At 39.8% G+C, this 18,758-nt stretch carries 23 protein-coding genes; 1 reads left to right on the plus strand and 22 read right to left on the minus strand.

Annotation, left to right across the window (positions count from 1 at the left end; genetic code table 11):
* Positions 1-78 precede the first annotated feature (78 nt).
* The 15 genes from ACYSNQ_RS00820 to ACYSNQ_RS00890 form a co-directional block, all read right to left on the minus strand.
* Positions 79-1,503: a PTS sugar transporter subunit IIC gene (locus tag ACYSNQ_RS00820; RefSeq protein ID WP_426080868.1), complete on the minus strand. Its 1,425-nt coding sequence runs from the start codon at positions 1,501-1,503 to the stop codon at positions 79-81.
* Positions 1,504-1,626: 123 nt separating this feature from the next.
* A complete protein-coding gene (locus ACYSNQ_RS00825; protein ID WP_426080869.1) occupies positions 1,627-1,944 on the minus strand; it encodes a PTS lactose/cellobiose transporter subunit IIA in 318 nt (105 codons plus the stop codon).
* 37 nt (positions 1,945-1,981) lie between these two features.
* Positions 1,982-2,299 carry a PTS sugar transporter subunit IIB gene (locus tag ACYSNQ_RS00830; RefSeq protein ID WP_426080870.1) on the minus strand — a complete coding sequence of 106 codons (318 nt, stop codon included), beginning with the start codon at positions 2,297-2,299 and terminating at the stop codon, positions 1,982-1,984.
* Positions 2,300-2,523: 224 nt separating this feature from the next.
* Complete coding sequence (locus ACYSNQ_RS00835) at positions 2,524-2,937, minus strand: DUF3284 domain-containing protein (protein WP_426080871.1); 414 nt, start codon at positions 2,935-2,937, stop codon at positions 2,524-2,526.
* Positions 2,924-3,133 carry a hypothetical protein gene (locus tag ACYSNQ_RS00840; RefSeq protein WP_426080872.1) on the minus strand — a complete coding sequence of 70 codons (210 nt, stop codon included), beginning with the start codon at positions 3,131-3,133 and terminating at the stop codon, positions 2,924-2,926. The genes ACYSNQ_RS00835 and ACYSNQ_RS00840 overlap by 14 nt, the downstream gene beginning before the upstream one ends.
* A gap of 22 nt (positions 3,134-3,155) precedes the next feature.
* On the minus strand, positions 3,156-3,374 hold the full coding sequence (locus ACYSNQ_RS00845) for a hypothetical protein (RefSeq protein WP_426080873.1): 219 nt from the start codon (positions 3,372-3,374) through the stop codon (positions 3,156-3,158).
* Positions 3,375-3,457: 83 nt separating this feature from the next.
* The gene (locus tag ACYSNQ_RS00850; protein ID WP_426080874.1) at positions 3,458-4,897 is read right to left on the minus strand and encodes a PTS sugar transporter subunit IIC; all 1,440 of its coding nucleotides are present in this window, start codon (positions 4,895-4,897) and stop codon (positions 3,458-3,460) included.
* Between the two features lie 125 nt (positions 4,898-5,022).
* The gene (locus ACYSNQ_RS00855) at positions 5,023-5,343 is read right to left on the minus strand and encodes a PTS lactose/cellobiose transporter subunit IIA (protein ID WP_426080875.1); all 321 of its coding nucleotides are present in this window, start codon (positions 5,341-5,343) and stop codon (positions 5,023-5,025) included.
* A 37-nt stretch (positions 5,344-5,380) separates the two neighbouring features.
* Positions 5,381-5,698 (minus strand): PTS sugar transporter subunit IIB, encoded by a 318-nt coding sequence (locus tag ACYSNQ_RS00860; RefSeq protein ID WP_426080876.1) that lies wholly within the window; start codon positions 5,696-5,698, stop codon positions 5,381-5,383.
* 162 nt (positions 5,699-5,860) lie between these two features.
* Positions 5,861-8,554 carry a sigma 54-interacting transcriptional regulator gene (locus tag ACYSNQ_RS00865; protein WP_426080878.1) on the minus strand — a complete coding sequence of 898 codons (2,694 nt, stop codon included), beginning with the start codon at positions 8,552-8,554 and terminating at the stop codon, positions 5,861-5,863.
* Positions 8,555-8,601: 47 nt separating this feature from the next.
* A complete protein-coding gene (locus ACYSNQ_RS00870; RefSeq protein WP_426080879.1) occupies positions 8,602-9,768 on the minus strand; it encodes a DEAD/DEAH box helicase in 1,167 nt (388 codons plus the stop codon).
* Positions 9,769-10,047: 279 nt separating this feature from the next.
* Positions 10,048-11,049, minus strand: coding sequence for a Gfo/Idh/MocA family protein (locus tag ACYSNQ_RS00875; protein ID WP_426080880.1), 1,002 nt, complete (start codon positions 11,047-11,049; stop codon positions 10,048-10,050).
* A gap of 120 nt (positions 11,050-11,169) precedes the next feature.
* Complete coding sequence (gene sfsA, locus ACYSNQ_RS00880) at positions 11,170-11,886, minus strand: DNA/RNA nuclease SfsA (RefSeq protein ID WP_426081150.1); 717 nt, start codon at positions 11,884-11,886, stop codon at positions 11,170-11,172.
* Between the two features lie 130 nt (positions 11,887-12,016).
* Positions 12,017-12,412 carry a VOC family protein gene (locus ACYSNQ_RS00885; protein ID WP_426080882.1) on the minus strand — a complete coding sequence of 132 codons (396 nt, stop codon included), beginning with the start codon at positions 12,410-12,412 and terminating at the stop codon, positions 12,017-12,019.
* Positions 12,413-12,813: 401 nt separating this feature from the next.
* Entirely contained in the window at positions 12,814-13,284 is a 471-nt protein-coding gene (locus ACYSNQ_RS00890) for a helix-turn-helix domain-containing protein (protein ID WP_426080883.1), read from the minus strand.
* A gap of 257 nt (positions 13,285-13,541) precedes the next feature.
* Here ACYSNQ_RS00890 and ACYSNQ_RS00895 point away from each other — a divergent pair, with 257 nt between their 5' ends.
* Positions 13,542-13,949 carry a DUF4828 domain-containing protein gene (locus ACYSNQ_RS00895; RefSeq protein ID WP_426080884.1) on the plus strand — a complete coding sequence of 136 codons (408 nt, stop codon included), beginning with the start codon at positions 13,542-13,544 and terminating at the stop codon, positions 13,947-13,949.
* Between the two features lie 231 nt (positions 13,950-14,180).
* Here ACYSNQ_RS00895 and hisE read toward each other — a convergent pair whose 3' ends face one another.
* From hisE to hisD, 7 genes are read right to left on the minus strand one after another with little or no spacing between them, the layout of a single operon-like run.
* The gene (gene hisE / locus ACYSNQ_RS00900; RefSeq protein ID WP_426080885.1) at positions 14,181-14,492 is read right to left on the minus strand and encodes a phosphoribosyl-ATP diphosphatase; all 312 of its coding nucleotides are present in this window, start codon (positions 14,490-14,492) and stop codon (positions 14,181-14,183) included.
* Positions 14,489-14,809, minus strand: coding sequence for a phosphoribosyl-AMP cyclohydrolase (hisI, locus tag ACYSNQ_RS00905; RefSeq protein WP_426080886.1), 321 nt, complete (start codon positions 14,807-14,809; stop codon positions 14,489-14,491). The genes hisE and hisI overlap by 4 nt, the downstream gene beginning before the upstream one ends.
* The gene (gene hisF / locus ACYSNQ_RS00910) at positions 14,806-15,564 is read right to left on the minus strand and encodes an imidazole glycerol phosphate synthase subunit HisF (RefSeq protein WP_426080887.1); all 759 of its coding nucleotides are present in this window, start codon (positions 15,562-15,564) and stop codon (positions 14,806-14,808) included. The genes hisI and hisF overlap by 4 nt, the downstream gene beginning before the upstream one ends.
* Positions 15,558-16,280: a 1-(5-phosphoribosyl)-5-[(5-phosphoribosylamino)methylideneamino]imidazole-4-carboxamide isomerase gene (gene hisA, locus ACYSNQ_RS00915; protein ID WP_426080888.1), complete on the minus strand. Its 723-nt coding sequence runs from the start codon at positions 16,278-16,280 to the stop codon at positions 15,558-15,560. The genes hisF and hisA overlap by 7 nt, the downstream gene beginning before the upstream one ends.
* Entirely contained in the window at positions 16,258-16,884 is a 627-nt protein-coding gene (gene hisH, locus ACYSNQ_RS00920; protein WP_426080889.1) for an imidazole glycerol phosphate synthase subunit HisH, read from the minus strand. Before hisH ends, hisA begins: the two co-directional genes overlap by 23 nt.
* Positions 16,885-17,469: an imidazoleglycerol-phosphate dehydratase HisB gene (gene hisB / locus ACYSNQ_RS00925; protein ID WP_426080890.1), complete on the minus strand. Its 585-nt coding sequence runs from the start codon at positions 17,467-17,469 to the stop codon at positions 16,885-16,887.
* Positions 17,466-18,758 (minus strand): histidinol dehydrogenase, encoded by a 1,293-nt coding sequence (gene hisD / locus ACYSNQ_RS00930; RefSeq protein WP_426080891.1) that lies wholly within the window; start codon positions 18,756-18,758, stop codon positions 17,466-17,468. The genes hisB and hisD overlap by 4 nt, the downstream gene beginning before the upstream one ends.

The following is an 18,758-nucleotide window of genomic DNA, read 5'->3' on the forward strand; positions in this document are numbered from 1 at the left end:
ATTTTCCCCTTTCATTTTATGTAAGATTACTGGATGATACAGCTGTCTGAATCATCCAGTAACAATTTTGTTTGATACTTATTCAGGTTCCCCTAATGAAGGGTCTACCTTGTTTGCTGCAATCACAAATGGTGCCCAGATGACAAATGCAACCGCTAAATTGACAAGTGACAGTACAATTGCACGCCAGTCTCCAGCTGTTGCCAGGAATCCGCTAAGAATAGTCGGCATTACCCAGATAACATTTACAACAACTGGTTTAACTAACCCTGCTTCTGTTGCAAAGAAAGCAATTGTTGCCGTTACTAATGGTGCTACGATAAATGGCACAACGAGAACTGGATTCAATACTACTGGCAGACCGAACATTACAGGCTCATTAATATTGAATAAACCAGGTCCAATTCCTAATCGACCAACTGTTTTGTAATCCGCACGTTTTGAGAACATAAGGATAGTAATCAATAGAACAAGTGTTACACCTGCTCCGCCTGGCCATACAAAAGCTTCGAATGAACCAGCAACCCATTTATAAGGGATTGGTTCAGCATTTTGATAAGCATTTGTATTTTCTACCATTGCCACTCCATAGATGGACTGCAGTACAGGCCCCATGATGTTTGTCCCGTGAAGACCAAAGAACCACAAAACATGTACAAGTAGTACAATGATAAATACTGCGAAGTAACCCTGTGATAAGCCCAATAACGGTGCTTGAATTGTATCAGAAATCCAGTCAATAACCGGCATGCCAGTTACTTGTTTGAATACTTTATAAATGATACCACACACATAAAGTGCTACTACACCAGGAATAATTGCGGCAAAAGCTTTTGATACTGCTGGTGGAACTGAATCCGGCATTTTAATAACAATATTTTTTCTCATTAAAATAGCGAAAATAATAACTGATATAAAACCAAAAATCATTGCTGTAAACAAACCAGATCCACCCATATGTGGACTAAATGGGAAATAGCCCCAAGCACTAGCTCCAATACTTGATGCACCATCTGCAGTTGTAACAGTACCACCTGCATCTGTAATCATGCTGGCAACATCTTTAGGAAGTGTACCGTCTAAAGTTAATGTTGTTGTTGCTGTGTCAGGTAAGCCCATGAAGAACGCAACCAAAGCGACAATTGAGCCTGATAATGTATCTACCTCATAGGCTTTCGCCAGGTTGTAGCCAAAAGAAATACAAAATACTACGGCCATAATTGCTAATGTTGCATTCCAAATCAACCCGTTAACATCAATTACCGGCTGAAAGAATTCGGTAATCGGGTTAACCAATCCTGCATCTTTATAGACTTCCGGCTGAAAATAATCTCTTGGGAAGTCACGCATGAATGCGTTTAAAAGTACGGCAACTGCCCCAGCCATTGTTGCCGGCATCATGCCAATAAATGCATCACGCAATGCTACTAGATGCTTTTCTGCACCAATTTTAGCAGCAACAGGCAGGATGTACTTCTCCATCCAGTTTACTAATCCATTCATTTCTATATCCTCCTATAAATACTATTTATCTAAAGAGCAGCACTCTTTAAATCAACCCATCAAAAACTCCGTTCAAAAAGTTTCCAAATCAATTTCCACTTCTCCGTTCAAAAAGAATGGGAATTATTTTGCATCCATGCGACGGTATACGTCAATGATTTCTTTCGCCAAATCAGTGAAAGCAATCGATGTCATCAAATGGTCCTGACTGTGTACAGTCAACAATGTTACTGTCATGTTGTTGCCTTGTGCTTCCTGTGTTAATAAACCAGTTTGTGAGTGGTGTGCTTCAACTAACGAAGCTTCTGCGTCAGCAATTTTTTGATCTGCTACTTCAAAGTTTCCTTCTTTCGCTGCTGCAATAGCTTCCATTGCATCACTTTTCGCATTTCCGCCAAACATAATTAAACCCATAATAGCTTCTAAATTTTTTTCTTCCATTCCCATTTCTCCTTCAATCATATTTATTTTTATTCGATTAGCCCATTAACGCAACAGCTTGATCCAGAACTTTTTCACCGTTCATCATGCCATAGTCAGCCATGTTGATAACATCCAGCGGAATACCCATTGGTGCAAGCTTTTGTTCGAACTGTGCTTTCATGAAACGAACTTGCGGGCCTAAAAGTAGAACATTTACATCTTTTGCTTCCAAGTTATTGTCTGCATCTGATGCAGATACTGCAAAGATATCAGCATCCATTCCTCTTGCTTCAGCTGCTTTTTGCATTTTTGTTACTAATAAACTTGTACTCATTCCTGCAGAACATACTAACATAATTGTTTTCTTCGCCATTTTTTTACACTCCTTAAAGTAATTTAGTTACACATAAGTAATAAGCAAGAAACATGCCAAAAAAAATAACCTTATATCCTTTAATATAAGGTTATAATTTATTTGTTTAGTGTGCACACTAGGAGTTATTTCATACACACTAAAGGCTAGTATGTAAAATTACATACTAGCCTTTAGTAATTTGATTTTTTTACACTCATTGTTCTTTTTCGAAGTAGCTCACATTAATATGAGCTTTCTATCTGATCAAGCATTTTTTTGAATTGTCTCTTTTTAAAAAAGCCTAATATAAAACCAATCGCTGCATCATTTAATTTCTGCATCGTCCCAAATGATTCCATTTTCTCTGTATAATGAACTTCACAGGAATTATTGTCCACAGCTTTAATTTTATATTGTGCATGATACTGATTTTTCACTGTAGAGGTTTTATAAGCATATTCTTCATTTTCCACCAGCTTCTCAATCTTAATCTTCGCCCGGCTGTTCTTAGAAAATTCTTTGACATATTCAAAATTATTTAACTGCATAGGTTTTAATCGTTTACCAGTACTTCGATTCACATCATATAATACTGATTCAACAACTTTTCCATAAAAATAGGAAGCTGGCACATTCATCTTTTTAACGATTTCCATTCTTCTTCACCTCATTATCCTTATCTTTATTCTGCTTATCGCGCTTTCTTCCCTTTAAGAAGAAAAACAATCCGATTCCCATGACAACTAATGAAGAAAAAATATTTACAATATTGTATTCGCCCGTCTGCGCATTTGCACTATATACAAACATAAGCAATCCTATACTGATTACAAATAGGCCGTTTTTTGTCATTATTACCAGTCCCGTCTAAAAATTATACTGCTGTGGCTTGGAAATACAACACATTGCCCCACGGCTGTGCTTTAATCATTTCCTTCGCTTTCACAGCGGCAGCGGCAGCATCGCCGGTTACTTCAAAAACAAGCTTGATTCCTTGTTTTTCTTTAAAAGTATAAGTGAAGTCGCCTCCATCATAAGTGTTTAATAACTCTTTAATTGCATCTTGCTGCATTGCTGAACTAATTCCGATCATTGTTAATTACCCCTTTCGTTTATTATATGTAAGAATGCCGGATGATCCAATAAAGCAGATCATCCAGCAAAAATAATTAATACTTATTCCTTCTCGCCTAATGCAGGATCTACTTTATTCGCTGCAATAACGAATGGTACCCAGATAATGAAGGATGACAGCATACATACTAGTGACACGATGATTGCTCTCCAGTCAAATCCAGTTGCCATAAATGCCAGCAGAACCGGCGGCATTACCCATGTTACCTGTTGACTGACCGGATTTACCAAGTCTGCCATTGTTGCAAAGTAACCGATAGAAACTGATACTACAGGCGCTAATAAGAATGGAATAAACATAATTGCATTCAATACAATTGGTAAACCAAACATAATAGGCTCATTAATGTTGAATAAACCAGGGCCTAATGACAACGTACCAACGGCACGGTAATCTGCCCGTTTAGAGAATAGAATAATTGCAAGAATTAGTATAATCGTTCCACCTGAACCACCATACCATCCGAAAGCATCCCATGAGCCACGAACCCATTTGTATCCTTCAGATTTAACTAATTCAATACCACCATCCTGGAATAAGCTAAGGTTTTCCAATTGAGCAACCCCGAATACCCCTTCAAGAATTGGTGCTAATACGTTAGGTCCATGAATTCCGAAGAACCAGAAGACTTGAACGAATAGTGTAACAATGAATACTGCGAAGTATCCTTGAGAGAAACCAAGCAACGGTTTCGCGATAGCTTCACTAATCCAATCAGTAAACAATTGATCTGTAAACATTCTGAAGAAATAATAAAATGCTGAACACACATAAAGTGCTGCGGTTGCAGGAATAATTGCCGCAAAAGCTTTTGATACTGCTGGCGGAACTGAATCCGGCAGCTTAATAGTGATATTTCTCTTCATTAACTGACAGAAAATCATCGTTGCTACAAACCCGATAATCATTGCTGTAAAATAACTTTCACCTTTGAGATGGGAGATATTTAACCAGCCATATGCTGAACCAGTAATTCCATCAGCGGTTGCTACCAGCCCTGCATTTGCAGTATTAATAGCGTCTACTGCTGAACTAGGCAATTCCATAGCCCAACTTCCTGAGAATGAATCTGAGAATCCAGCTGCAAAAGAAATCAATGAAACAATTCCCCCTGCTAAGTCGTTTACATTGTATGCTCTTGCAATATAGTATCCCCATGAGAATGAGAATATTATAGCTGCAATCAATATGGTCCCGTTGTAAACAAAACCATTAATTCCAATGATATCCTTGATTACTGGAATCATTGTACCGTCATACCCAGATAATACCTGAGTCATGTCAGCATTGTACGTTGGTGGAAAGAATTGCCTTGGCATATCACGAATAATTGCGTTGATCATTAGCGCAACAGAACCGGCCATCGTTGCTGGCATCGTACCGATGAAAGCGTCACGAAGTGCAACTAGGTGTTTCTGAGCACCAATCTTCCCGGCAACAGGAAGAATGTACTTTTCCAACCATGCTGTTAAAGCGTTCATTTTTGTATCCTCCTATAAAAATATTTATCTAAAGAGCAAACGCTCTTTAAACCCCAATTAATAAAACTCCGTTCAAAAAGTTTTAAGATAATTACCTCAAATTCTCCGTTCAAAAAGAATAAGATTTATTTTGCATCCATGCGACGGTATACGTCAATGATTTCTTTCGCCAAATCAGTGAAAGCAATCGATGTCATCAAATGGTCCTGACTGTGTACAGTTAGCAATGTTACTGTCATGTTGTTGCCTTGTGCTTCCTGTGTTAACAAACCAGTTTGTGAATGGTGTGCTTCAACTAACGAAGCTTCTGCGTCAGCAATTTTTTGATCTGCTACTTCAAAGTTTCCTTCTTTCGCTGCTGCAATAGCTTCCATTGCATCGCTTTTTGCATTTCCGCCAAACATGATTAAGCCCATGATGGCTTCTAAGTTTTGTTGTTCTTCCATTTTCATTTCTCCTTCAATTCCTGATATCTTTGAGAGATTAACCCATCAAAGCGATTGCTTGATCCAGTACTTTTTCACCATTCATCATGCCATAGTCAGCCATGTTGATAACGTCAAATGGAATTCCTTTAGGTGCAAGTTTTTGTTCGAATTGTGCTTTCATGAAACGAACTTGCGGGCCTAAAAGTAGAACATTTACATCTTTTGCTTCCAAGTTATTGTCTGCATCTGATGCAGATACCGCAAAGATATCAGCGTCCATTCCTCTTGCTTCAGCTGCTTTTTGCATTTTTGTTACTAATAAACTCGTACTCATTCCAGCAGAACATACTAGCATAATTGTTTTTTTAGCCATTTTTCTTCACTCCCTAATATATTTGGTTACACTGTTATATAAGCAAGAAGCGTGCCAAAATTGTATAGACCAAAATCCTTGCTAACAAAGGCTTTGGTCTATAACACTTTCACACGCACACTCTGTTAGAATCGTACACAGTGACTCTTTGTGTGTAATCTTTTATTTTCTAATTTTGTTTTCCAAAAACATTTTGGTCAGATGAGCAATCTCTGTTTCAGGGATGGAGAGCCGATAAGCTTTTTCAATCACCATCATGTTCGTTCTGACAACATCTGTTTCCAGACGGTTTTTCTTCACAAAATCTGTAAGTCCTGTGAATGCTTTCGTTTCCTCGCCCTTCAAGATTGAATCGACCAAGAATGCTAGATGGATAACAATACCGGCATCAACACCTGGCTCTACAATAATGTGCATATCCGTCTGTATTTTATGAACCGTCTTTTGAAGCATTACAATTAACTTCTGTAAAGAATCCACAGTAGTAATTGTATCAGTTAAAGAACGAACGATTTTTTCAGTCGGCACCTCATCGCCTGCAATCCGTTTTAATACATTCAGCTTTTCATCATCAAATATATCATAGGCCGAGAAGAAAGGAATATTTTGGTACTCAACATCAACCGTACCGGCAATTGCTTTTATTTCATATTCTTCCATTAAGCTATCAATATGTTTTTTAAAGGCTTCTCTCTCTAAAAACTGCATTTGAATGATTTCTACCTTGTCCTCATCAATTACAGGTAAAATCCTTTGATATAGCCGGGCAGCTACGCCTTCACCGGTAAAACAGGTTACAACTACTGCTTTTTTGACTTGATTTGGATTCTTCATACTGCTGCGGAACTGCTCCCGAATGATTCCTTCAAAGGACATTTGAATATTTTGATAAATATCTTCTAAACTTCTTCCCACACTCGCCATTCGAATTGCTTCTAAAACAATCATGGTACTTGTCATGGAAATTGCTTTTGTCCGAATGCCTGTTTCTTCAAAAATCAGGTTTCCAAAAGAATTCAGAGAGCCCATATCTGTCAGAAGGAGCATGCCGTTACTTAACGTTTCCTGATTTTCCACAACATAAGCTCGTAAATGCTCGTACATCGCCTGAACTTCCATCGTTAAAGGCATATTCATCGCCGTTCCGGTTGAAATACCTAAAAGCTCTTGTGCGGTCTCCAGCATGCTGGACGCAGTAGAGTTCCCATGCATCAGTATGACAACACCGACATTGTTAATCTCAACCATTTCCTTGTTGCCTACATCAATTGAAAGAAACATACTGATAAAACCAATTTCATCAAAAGGAATCTCAATATCGTTTTCCTCTTCAATTATCGCCGAGAGGTCAATAGCTACCTGAAATTCTTCCTTCATTTGTTTTCTTATATTATTCAAATTTGGGTGGACAATCATATGTCCTTCACGCACTCGGTCAATAGTACTCTGTAAATGCAGTGCAAAAGCAAAGCGGGCATTTTCATTATAGGTTCGTGCCAAGCGCTTTTCAGCTATATCATAGAGTCTGTTAGTCAGCTTCCAGATGCTCTCCGGCAGCAGCTCTTTATGAACGGAGCTTTGCGTTAGCTCTTCCACATAAGTCTGGAAATAAGCATCCATATCTTTAGCAATTAGTTCTTCAAGATCGATATTCTCCAGTTCGTTTGTAGACAACGTGGAAACTTTTTCTTCAATTTCATTATAAACCTGCATATCACGTGCTGGATCTCTAGACCAGACAACCTCATTCGATCCCGGCTCAAAGGTTAGATAATTGTTTTTTGCATCCACGAACCGGTCCAAACGGTCAGAAACTTCCTTGATTTTCAATAGTCCTTTTTGCACCTGAAGAGGTAAGTCCTTTTTCCGAATCATCAGACTGGATGTATTGTGTGTCCGATAATGCAGGAAGGACTTTGCACAAACCAGTTTTAAGTCTCGCTTAACCTGTCCAATATTTCCTTCAGCATCATATAGCATGAACGCTAAAACAGCTTCTCTTTCAATGTTTATCCGTTGATTTAAGCGGTTTGCCTCCTGCTTGATAAACAGTCCAATGATATCATAACGCTCATCCAGAGAACGTGCCTCCAAATTGGGCAGGGTAATCGCCATAGGTATTCGTCGATTAAATGTCGTTAGAAATGTTTCTGAAGATTCCGTTGTTGCTCCGATAATCTGCACAGATGCATCATAGGTTTTTCCGCTTTCGCCTAAAGGACGATAAATGCCTTTATCAATAAAGGTAAACAGCATTTCCTGCCCTTCTGGCGGTAAACGATGAATTTCATCGAGGAATAGAACCCCGCCGTCAGCTTCTGAAATCAGTCCAGTACTATCATTTTCCGCCCCTGTATAAGCACCCTTTTTCACGCCAAAAATATGACCAAACAAGAGCTGTGGATTCTGGGCATAGTCTGCACAATTAAAGGAAATAAACGGTGCATTTTCAGGTAAAGTCTGCGATTCCACCGCAAAATGATACATACACTCTGCAAACAAAGATTTCCCTGTTCCGGTCTCTCCAAAAATGATTGTATGAAGACCGCGCGGCGGATACAAAATAGCTGCTTTTGCCTGTTGAATACTAACCTTTAGTGAATCATTGGCACCAACCAGATTTTCAAAGGTTACCTCACTGGAATTATCCACATGAATTTTTTCTTCCTCAAAAACAGAAGAATAGACAACTGGCCGTCCTTCTTTTTTTAAGATTTTCTTTTCTTTGGAAAGCTCACTCAGGTATCTGCTGGCATTGCTTCGGTCAATCTCTAAAGACTCAGCGATGTCGGCAGCAGTCATACCAATTTTTTTCTCTTCCAACAGAGCTAGTATTTCTTCTTTTCTGGATTTCATACTTAGCCTCCTTATGCTTGATGAATCCATATACAACAATCAAACAATTATTTCTTTTTGCTTTTTTTCACACGTTTCTGCTCTTTTTCCTGCTCCTTTTTTTCAGTCTGGAATTGAGCATCATAAATGAACAATTCAGCTGCAGAAATACCTATCTGTTTCAACAAGCGCTGGTAATCCCGTTTCGTTCGTTCATTAACAAATGTTATCACTGTACCTGTTGCTCCCATTCGACCAGAGCGGCCGGCTCGATGAGCATAGCTTACAGCATCCAGCGGGACATCTACATTGACAACGTAGTCCACAGCAGGAAAATCCAAGCCGCGGGCACCCACATCTGTCGTTAACAGCATCTGTATCTTTTTCTGTGCAAACTGCCCAACTGCCAGCTTGCGCAGCTGCTTGTTCTGATCAGAAGCTAAGCCAGCTACAGGTAAAGCCTCATAGGTGAGCTTTTCTTCTATTGCGCCTAAATCTGTTAGCTGATTAAAAAAAACCATACCGTAAAAGTTTGGTATATGAAGCATCTTTTGTAAGAACTCTTTTCTCTTTCTAAAAGGTACTTCTATGTAGTAATGTTGAACTTTTCCAGCCGATTGGTCTTCTTCCATCACATCGATTGTCAGAACCTCTGCCGCCAGCTCGTTAACCTCCTCAGCAATTTTATCAGCTGTTGCTGAATAAAATGCCAGCTGATAATCAACGGGTGCACTTTGAAGAATTTGTCTCGTTAAATCCAGCTCGCTTTTTTGTAAAAGCAAATCAGCTTCATCCATAACAATCATTTTTAGCTGATGACTCTTAATCTTTTTAGCACGAATCAGCTCCATAATTCGTCCTGGCGTACCAATTAGGACTTCAGGCTTCTTTTTAAGCTTTTCGATTTGACGGTTCACATTTGCTCCGCCTATCAGCCGCTGAACTTTCAGCTGCAGGGGCTGAGCCCATTCCTGAGCAACCTGACCAATCTGCATAGCCAGTTCCTGCGAAGGAGCCAGAATCAGCAGCTGGCTGCCTTCACCCTTGTTGATTTGCAATAACAACGGCAGCAGGTACGCTAATGTTTTACCTGTTCCAGTTGGAGAGATTCCCCGGACATTTTTTCCTTCTGATAAAGGATTAAAGCTTTTACTCTGAATAGCAGAAGGTTCATCAAAACCAGAAGCCTGCCATTTTTCTTGCCAAACCTCTGGTAACTGTTTTACGAAATTCATATTTTCCCTTTCAAGAATAAGACCTTAATAATTTCAATGGCTGCTTTATAAACAGTCAGATAGAAGTCAAGCTGCGTGCATATATCAAGGGAGCGAATCAAAAAATTCAACTCCCTCAATACCACAGATTCCAATCACTTATTTCCACTCGGTCAACGCAGTTTCATTTCTACGTATCACTGTTAAAACTGTGTACCTCGGAACCAGGTTGTCGCAATCAAAACTGCTATTAGTCTTATCTATTGTTAATTTCTGTTCTTTTACTTCCTATCTTCCATTTTACTTTTTATCGGCATCAAATACAATACCTGCACTACTTCTTAAATCAGTTAAAACCTGATTGACATTTCTGGAAAGCTCGACCCATTCTTCGTATTGAACACCCCAGTTTTTATCAGCAGGATTCTCAATAACATGAGCAAAATCAGAGGCTTCCTCTACCATTGGATTTTCTTCTGTTGTCAGCGCAATAACTTCCCGCTCTTTCTGATTTCTATCATGAAATTCAGCCTTGGAAATTGCATTGATTCCATCCAGCAACAACGTACCATTGTCAAAGTAGATTTCTGATCCTTGGAAGGAGTCACCAATTTTCCCTGCTTGTATCGTTACATCAAAACGGTCATATCTTAAAATCGCTGTGCCTAGTCCATCTACACCAGTTGCGACTTTCCGTGCAAAATAATGACTTTCCTGAGGCATACCAAACCACGCCACAGCTGCATAAATCAGATAGACACCTAAATCCATTAAAGCTCCACCCGAAAAATGAGGAGAAAAGATATTCGGTTCTTCACCATCCAATACTTGGTCATAGCGGGAGGAATATTTCATATAAGTAAAGCTGGCACCAATAATTTCATTTTTTAGAGGTAGAAGTTCGCCAATTTTTTTGAAGCTTTTCTCATGAATATTTCTTGCTGCTTCAAAGAAAAACACCTTTTGCTTGTTGGCTAGATGAATAATTTCCTCCATTTCAGCAGGAGTAGTGAATGCCGGTTTTTCCACAATGACATTCTTTCCAGCTAAAATTGCTTGTTTTGCTTGTTCAAAGTGCAAAGAATTAGGGGATGCGATGTATACAGTACTCATGTGTTCAATGCCAAAAAAGGCAGCTAAATCTATGGCATATTCTACATCACCATACTTCTCACCAAACTTTTGTGCCGTTTCCAAACGTCTGGAATAAACCGCCGTTAAATCATATTTTCCAGTCTCCAATGCCGCCTGCACAAATTGTTCACTAATCCAGTTTGTTCCGATAACACCTAAATGAATCATATTCTCCTCACCTTTCTTTATTCTCGCTGTTTAAATACTTCATGTATATGAATCCTATTAAATACATGAAAGCTGACTCCATCCCTTTGCTTTGTAGATTACTTTTCCTGTAATGAATAGTCAAAAGGATTCATATAGATCAAAAGGAATTTCCTTTAGTACACGAATCGTTTCGGGCGTAACCTCACAGTTGTAGGCTAAAACATTTAATCCCAGCTTTTGACCGGCTTCAATAGCTTCTGTCAGCGCAGGCTGCATCTCTGTGTTAATTGTTGCTTTGTCAACCTGTTCAAATTGTATCACAAACAATACATAGCATTGATAGCCTTCGCTAATTGCTCTATTCAGCTCATTTACATGCTTCAGCCCTCTCAAAGTAGGCGCATCGGGAAAGGCGCCTAATCGGCTGTTTTCCAAAGTCATCCCTTTCACCTCAATGAAAGCTTTCTGCTCTGTGCTTGTTTCAACATAAATATCAAACTGTGAATTGCCATACTTTTTTTCACGCTTCACTAAAGTCATTTGTCCTGTTAATCCAGGAAGCTGAATCATCCCCTCTTTTAGCCCTTGGGCCGCCAGTGCATTAGGAACCTGACTGTCAATATTAAACCACTGACCATTCTTTTTTACAGCAATCAAATCATAAGCTGTTTTTCTTTTAGGAGACGGCTGATAGCTTAAGACTACCTCCACTTCAGGCAAAAACAGTTCGCGGCACCGTCCTGTATTTTTAACATGGACCGTCACTTGTTCGCCTGTTTCGATCATGCGGCATTCAGCAATAAAGCGATTGGGCCGACAAATAAACCGCGCCAGATGTACATCTGGATAGACTATCATCAAAACACCTCTTCTTCACCACAATACCATAGTTTGCAATCCTTAGACAAATTAGTCTTATCAGATCTTCACTAAGCAAGTATATAAATCAACTATCTAAAGACATTCAGTTAATCTTATGCTCCTATTATATACCTTTTGAATCTCTTAACTCAATAATAGTTCCTTCAGGTGCATAAAGTTTGCACAATCTTGTCTTGGCTACCTGGTAAATAACCGAGCCTTCCTTTTGAATAAACGAGTCCTGATACTTACTGAGCTCGTCTACTGCTGCTTCAAGGGACGCCACCCATAGGCAAAAATGAGCAATGCCTTCCGAATTTTGACTTTTAGGCAGCTGCTCTGCCTTTTTGCCAGTTTGCAGCTCGATATAAAAGTCATTCAAACACAGCCAGCTGTTGTAATCTCTCCCATGAAAATCAGGTGTTTCCAATTTCACTTCAAAGCCCAGAGTCTGATAGAATGCCAACGACTCTCGATAATTGTTTGTCTGAATACACAAGTGATGGACTGTTTTTTTCATCTTCAGCTTCCTTTCTTTTTTCATTCCTTCGAAGCATATCATATTTCTGTGTCTGCAAAAAGCATCTAATAAGCTGATATTAGGACACAACAACAGACTCGAATAGAAGTTTCTTGAGCCTTGAGAACCAGGTAGATACTGTTCAACATCAGCTCGTATCTTACTCTTGTTCTCAGCAAGTAAGCAAGTTTTTCTTAAAACGACAGGAAACACAAATGTGAGACCCTCGATGTTGACTGATTCTCGCCTAGTGCTTTACAAATTTAAAAAAAAGCTTGGCTTATTTCCGAAGAAATTACTTCTGTACCGCCGTTTAATTAAATTTAGGCACATTAAAAGTCTGGGAACTTGGTTTAGTACCCAGACACTTGCAGTCAGGAGTCAATAATATCCTTTTTTAACTAGCTTTCTTTTGTGCCTTTAAAGTAATAGCCGGCAATTGGATAATACAGGCAGATAAGCATTCCTCCAACTGCAAAAAATGCTGTCTCGTTTAAAGAACGCATATATAGTACTCCAGCCGTTATCACAAAAGGTAACAGCACGTATTTTACAATTGGTTGTGTAACTTTAGGTTTCAGATACGTAATCAGTAAGCGAACCGGTAAAAAGAAAATACCAAAAACTGCTGTCATTAAAATATCTTTCCATGTTATTTTCATCCCTTGTTTCCCCTTTTCCTTTGAATCATTTTTTAGAAAATCAGTTTGCAGCTGTTCGCCGAGTAGTTTTAAAGAAACTAAATCCGGTCGGCTTTTGCCAAGCTCCCATTTTGAGATGGTCTGACGAGTAACAAATACCTTGTCAGCTACTTCCTGCTGAGTTAATCCCAGCTCTTTTCTCTTCTCTTTTATTTGTTCATGTATTTCCATTTGTATTACCTCCTTGCATTTACCATATGCTAATGACAAAAAAAAGTAACGCAACTCTAAGCGTTGCGCAGTGATTTCTTACTGTTCATTTCGTAAAGCCAGTTTTAATCTGTAATCTGACAAGCTCTTCGTACTTAATTTTCCCTAACCTATGTTAAACTTCGTTAACCTTCGTTAAATTTCGTTAACAATCAGTGCTTTCCAACCCTAATTTTTTTAATTCATGCTATGATTAAAAGAAAACGGGAGGTTGGGTAATGAAGAAACACTGGTCTTTTCTATTGGGGGCTTCTGTAGTGACTGGACTTGCCAGCTCATTGTTATTTAAAAATAAAAAGAAGAAACAGGAGGCTAGTCAAACGGCTTCTGATTTGATCACTCTCTTTCAAGGGAAGTGGTGGTTTATTAATCAGGGCAAAGCTACCCAGCATCAGCTAGCCATTGACGAGAAACTGAATATTATGATTGACGGCAAACCAGTTACTTATTCATTAGTTGAATGGAATATACAGCGTTTAGTTGTTCAGGATACCTATGGTTTTCATTTAATTGTTGAAACAAGAAATAATCAGCCTTATACGCTCTATGATGAAGCTGATGACCGAACATATCTATTAGAAAAGGTCACCTCTATGGAAAAATTAACAGATTCAAAAGAAAATTAATTATAAAAATAATTATACTAAGAGTAGAGGGTAAATTCGGCTGTCAATGAATTTACCCTCTACTTTCTTTTTCAGTTTATCATGAAAAGTGACAGGAAGAACTGTTATGAACGATTAGATTTCAAGTTCTAGTCAAAAAACATTCTCCTTCACTATCATTTTAAGAATATCCTGCGTGATTCCAATATTCAACACTTTTTACCCGTTTCTTTATTTAACTTATAAATTAACTTATAAATCTTCGATCGTCTTTCGATCCTTCACTACACTCAATTTCCCCTGACGCTGCTCCAGCTCCTTCATTACTGCTTCTAAAGGGATATCCTTCTCCGCCAATAAAACCAGCATATGATAAACCAAATCTGCCGTTTCACTAATCAGCTCCTCTGGTTCATTTTTTGCAGCAATAATGACTTCTGTCGCTTCTTCTCCGACTTTTTTCAAAATTTTATCTAAACCCTTTTCAAACAAGTAGCTGGTATATGAACCTTCTTTTTGTTGTGCTTTTCGTTCCATTATTTCGGCATAAAGTTCTTCAATCATTCATTTTCCTCCTCAAGAATCACATTGAAGAAACAGCTATGTGCTCCTGTGTGACAGGCAGGACCTATCTGCTCCACCTTAATCAGCAGTGTATCTTTGTCGCAATCCGTCTGAATACTCTTTACCTTCTGGGTATGACCGCTCGTCTCGCCTTTATTCCATAATGATTGCCTTGAGCGGGAATAAAACCATGTGGTTTTTGTTTCCAGTGTTTTATTAAAGCTTTCTTCATTCATATAAGCCAACATTAATACCTCATTTGTTTGTTCTTCTATAATGATAGTAGGGATTAGTCCTTTAGAAAAATCTGGTTTCATAAACGAATACTCACTCCTTCACTGCTTAAATACGCTTTTAAATCAGGGATTTTTACTTCTCCATAATGAAATATACTGGCTGCTAGAGCAGCAGTTACACCAGTTTTTTCAAAAACTTCCAAGATATCCCTACTGCTGCCGCAGCCTCCCGAAGCAATTACAGGAACCGTAACAGCCTCGCAAACCGCTTGAAGCATCGGTAAATCATAGCCCTCTTTCGTTCCATCTGCATCCATACTTGTCAGCAGTATTTCTCCCGAACCAAGTGAAACTGCTTCTTTAGCCCATGCCACCACATCCAAACCAGTATCTTCTCTTCCACCCTTCGTATAGACATGCCAGCTGCCGTCTGCCGCCTTTTTTCCATCAATTGCAGTCACGATACACTGAGAACCAAATTTTTCAGCACCTTGTCTAATTAAATCGGGCTCATTGATAGCTGCAGAATTTAGCGATATTTTATCTGCACCAGCCTGAAGCATTCGCTTCATGTCTTCAATAGAGCGGATACCTCCGCCGACAGTTAAAGGAATGAAGACTTCCGCAGCAGTCCGCTCAACTACCTCTACCATCGTCTCGCGTTCGTCGCTTGTAGCAGTGATGTCCAGAAAGACCAGTTCATCCGCTCCCTGTTCATTGTATGCCCGGGCAATTTCTACAGGATCGCCAATACTCTGCAGGTTAACAAAATTGACGCCCTTAACCACCTGCCCATCGGTTACATCCAGACATGGGATGATTCGCTTTGTCAGCATCCAGTTGCCACCTCCTGCATTTCTTCCAGCGTAATTCGTCCCTCATAGTAGGCTTTTCCAACTATTGTTCCGTAGACACCTATAGCTGCCAGCTTTTCTAAATCAGCTTTACTGCTGACACCACCTGAAGCGATTATATTCACCTGAGGAACTACAGACAACAGCTTTTCATAGTGCTCAAAGCTGGGACCTGTTAACGTTCCATCTTTCGATATATCGGTATAAATAAGTGTCTTTACACCAATTGCCGCCATTTCCTGTGCCATACTCAGATAATCCGTCTCACTAACCTCCAGCCAGCCGCTGACAGCTACTTTTCCATGCTTGGCATCAATTCCGACAGCAATCTGTTCTCCGTACTTTTGGACTGCTTCCTTGACGAGGTCAGGGTCTTTTAGTGCTGCAGAACCGATAATAATTCGATCAATACCTAGCTCAGCGTACTTCTTCACCTGTTCGATTGAGCGAATACCGCCGCCAACTTCTACCGGTAATCCAGTTTCCCTTTTTATCTTCTCAATCAGAGCAGCATTGGTAGTGTCTCCTGCAAGAGCACCATCCAAATCAACAATATGAAGAAATTGACAGCCAGCTTTTCTAAATATCTCTGCTTGGGCCAAGGGATCTTCATTTACAACTGTCTTTTTAGAAAAATCACCTTTGACTAATCGGACAGCTGCTCCTTCCCGAATATCAATTGCCGGTAAAACGTACATGATCCACTACCTCCTTAAACCCCTTTAGTATTTTCAACCCAATCGCTCCACTTTTCTCAGGATGAAATTGAGTACCGTAAATGTGTCCTTGTGAAATCATTGCCGGAACTTTTAAAGAATACTGTACCAAAGCATCAATCGTATCCGGATCACAATCTGCATAGTAGGAATGAACAAAATAGACATATTCACCAGACATTTCCTTGGTTAAGGGTGTTTCTTTTGTAATCATCAGCTCATTCCATCCCATATGAGGAACTGGAAAGTCTTTTTCCTGAGGGATCTTTTCACAAATCCCTTCGATTAGGCCTAATCCTGCAGTATAGCCATTTTCCATACTGCCTTCCAACAGCAGCTGCATCCCTAGACAAACCCCTAGGATGGGCGTTCCGTTAGCTGCAGCCTCTTTAATAACGCTTGTCAGCTGCCGTTTTTCCAATTCAGCCATTGCGAGTGAAAATGCACCAACTCCTGGGAGGATTAGTCCATCCGCTGCTAATATTTCAACAGCATCGGCTGATAGCTTATTTTCCAGCCCTACATAGTTCAATGCCTTCTGAACATTTAAGGTATTTCCTGTATCGTAATCAATGATAACAATCATTTACAGCGTTCCTTTCGTTGAATTAACACCATGAATTTCTGCGTTGTAAGTAATAGCTTCCCGCAAAGCACGTCCTGTTGCCTTGAATAGCGATTCAATTTTGTGGTGGCTATTTTTTCCATGTAGAATTTTTAGATGCAGATTCATCTGAACATTAAATGCCAGTGCCTGAAAAAATTCCTCTGTCAGCTCTGTATCAAAGGCTCCTAGCTTAGGGTTATCAAACTCTGCGTCAAATACCAAGAAAGACCGTCCGCTTAAGTCCAAAGAAGCCATGCCCAGTGTCTCATCCATTGGTACAAAGCTGGTTCCATATCGGTTAATTCCCGCCTTGTCTCCCAATGCTTCTCTTAAACACTGACCCAAAACAATCCCGACATCTTCAACTGTATGATGACTGTCCACATCAAGATCTCCGACAGCTTTAACCTCTAGCGACATTCGGCTGTGACGGGCAAACAGGGTCAGCATATGGTCAAAAAAGCCAACTCCAGTATCAATTACCACTGGCTCCTGCTGATCCAGATTTAAAGTAAGTTCAATTTGTGTTTCTGCCGTTGTACGTTTCAAACTTGCTGTTCTCATTTGTTTTCCTCCTTGAAACGGTATTCTACAGCACGGGCATGAGCCTCTAGCCCTTCCTTTCGCGCCAGTAAAGCAATATCATCTTTAACCTCTGCCAACGCATCCTTTGTATAGTAGCTTACCTGACTATATTTTACAAAATCATACACACCAAGGGGAGAGTAAAATCTTGCTGTACCACTGGTTGGAAGTACATGATTCGTTCCGGATAAATAATCGCCAACAGGCTCTGAGGTGTACGCACCTAGAAAAATTGATCCGGCATGTTTGATTTTTTGAAGATACTGCATAGGGTCTGTCATTTGCACTTCTAAATGCTCCGGTGCGATTTCGTTCATAACCTCAATCATTTCATCAACTGAGGTCACTACGATTAGCCAGCTATGCGCTGTGATCGATTGCTCTGCAATTGCTTTTCGCGGTAAGTCAGCTAATTGAACGGCTATCTCCTCTTCTACACTCTTTGCCAGCTGTTCACAATTAGTTACTAAAAAGGTGCGTGCTAATGAATCGTGCTCTGCCTGTGAAAGTAAATCCGCTGCGATAAAGGCTGGATTAGCCTGATTATCTGCTAAAATACCAATTTCAGAAGGTCCGGCAATCATATCAATCCCTACAGTGCCAAAAACCTGTTTTTTCGCTGCGGCAACATAGGCATTTCCAGGTCCTACGATTTTATCTACCTTTGGAATTGTTTCCGTTCCATAAGCCAGAGCAGCAACTGCCTGAGCACCACCTACCTGAAAAACCCGGTCAACTCCAGCAATCTCAGCCGCTGCCAGAATAATTGCCGGAACGCCGTCAGGAGAAGGCGGGGTGACCATGATGATTTCTTCTACTCCAGCGATTTTAGCAGGTAAAACATTCATCAATACCGAAGACGGGTAAGCTGCTGTACCACCGGGAACGTATACGCCTACTCGATCCAACGGACGAACAAGCTGCCCGCGAAAAACACCTGTTTTTTCAGTGTCCATAAAATCATGCTGCTTCTGCTTCTTATGATAGCTGATAATATTCTCTTTCGCTCGTTCCAAAGCTTTCTTCACATCTGTGTCCAGCTCCTGATAAGCATTCTTCAACGCTGTTTTTGAAACCTCCAGTTCGGTCACTATAGTTTGATCAAACTGCCGAGAATAATCTTTTAGCGCAGTATCCCCCCTAGCTGCTACCTGATCAATAATCACTTTGACCTGCTGATCAATTTGCTGGTCAGCGGATTGTTTAGTCTGACTATCCTGTTTCAGTCCATCTAAGACCGTTTCTTTTGTTCCGATAATCCACTTCAT

It is taken from the genome of Enterococcus sp. LJL51 (assembly GCF_054871795.1).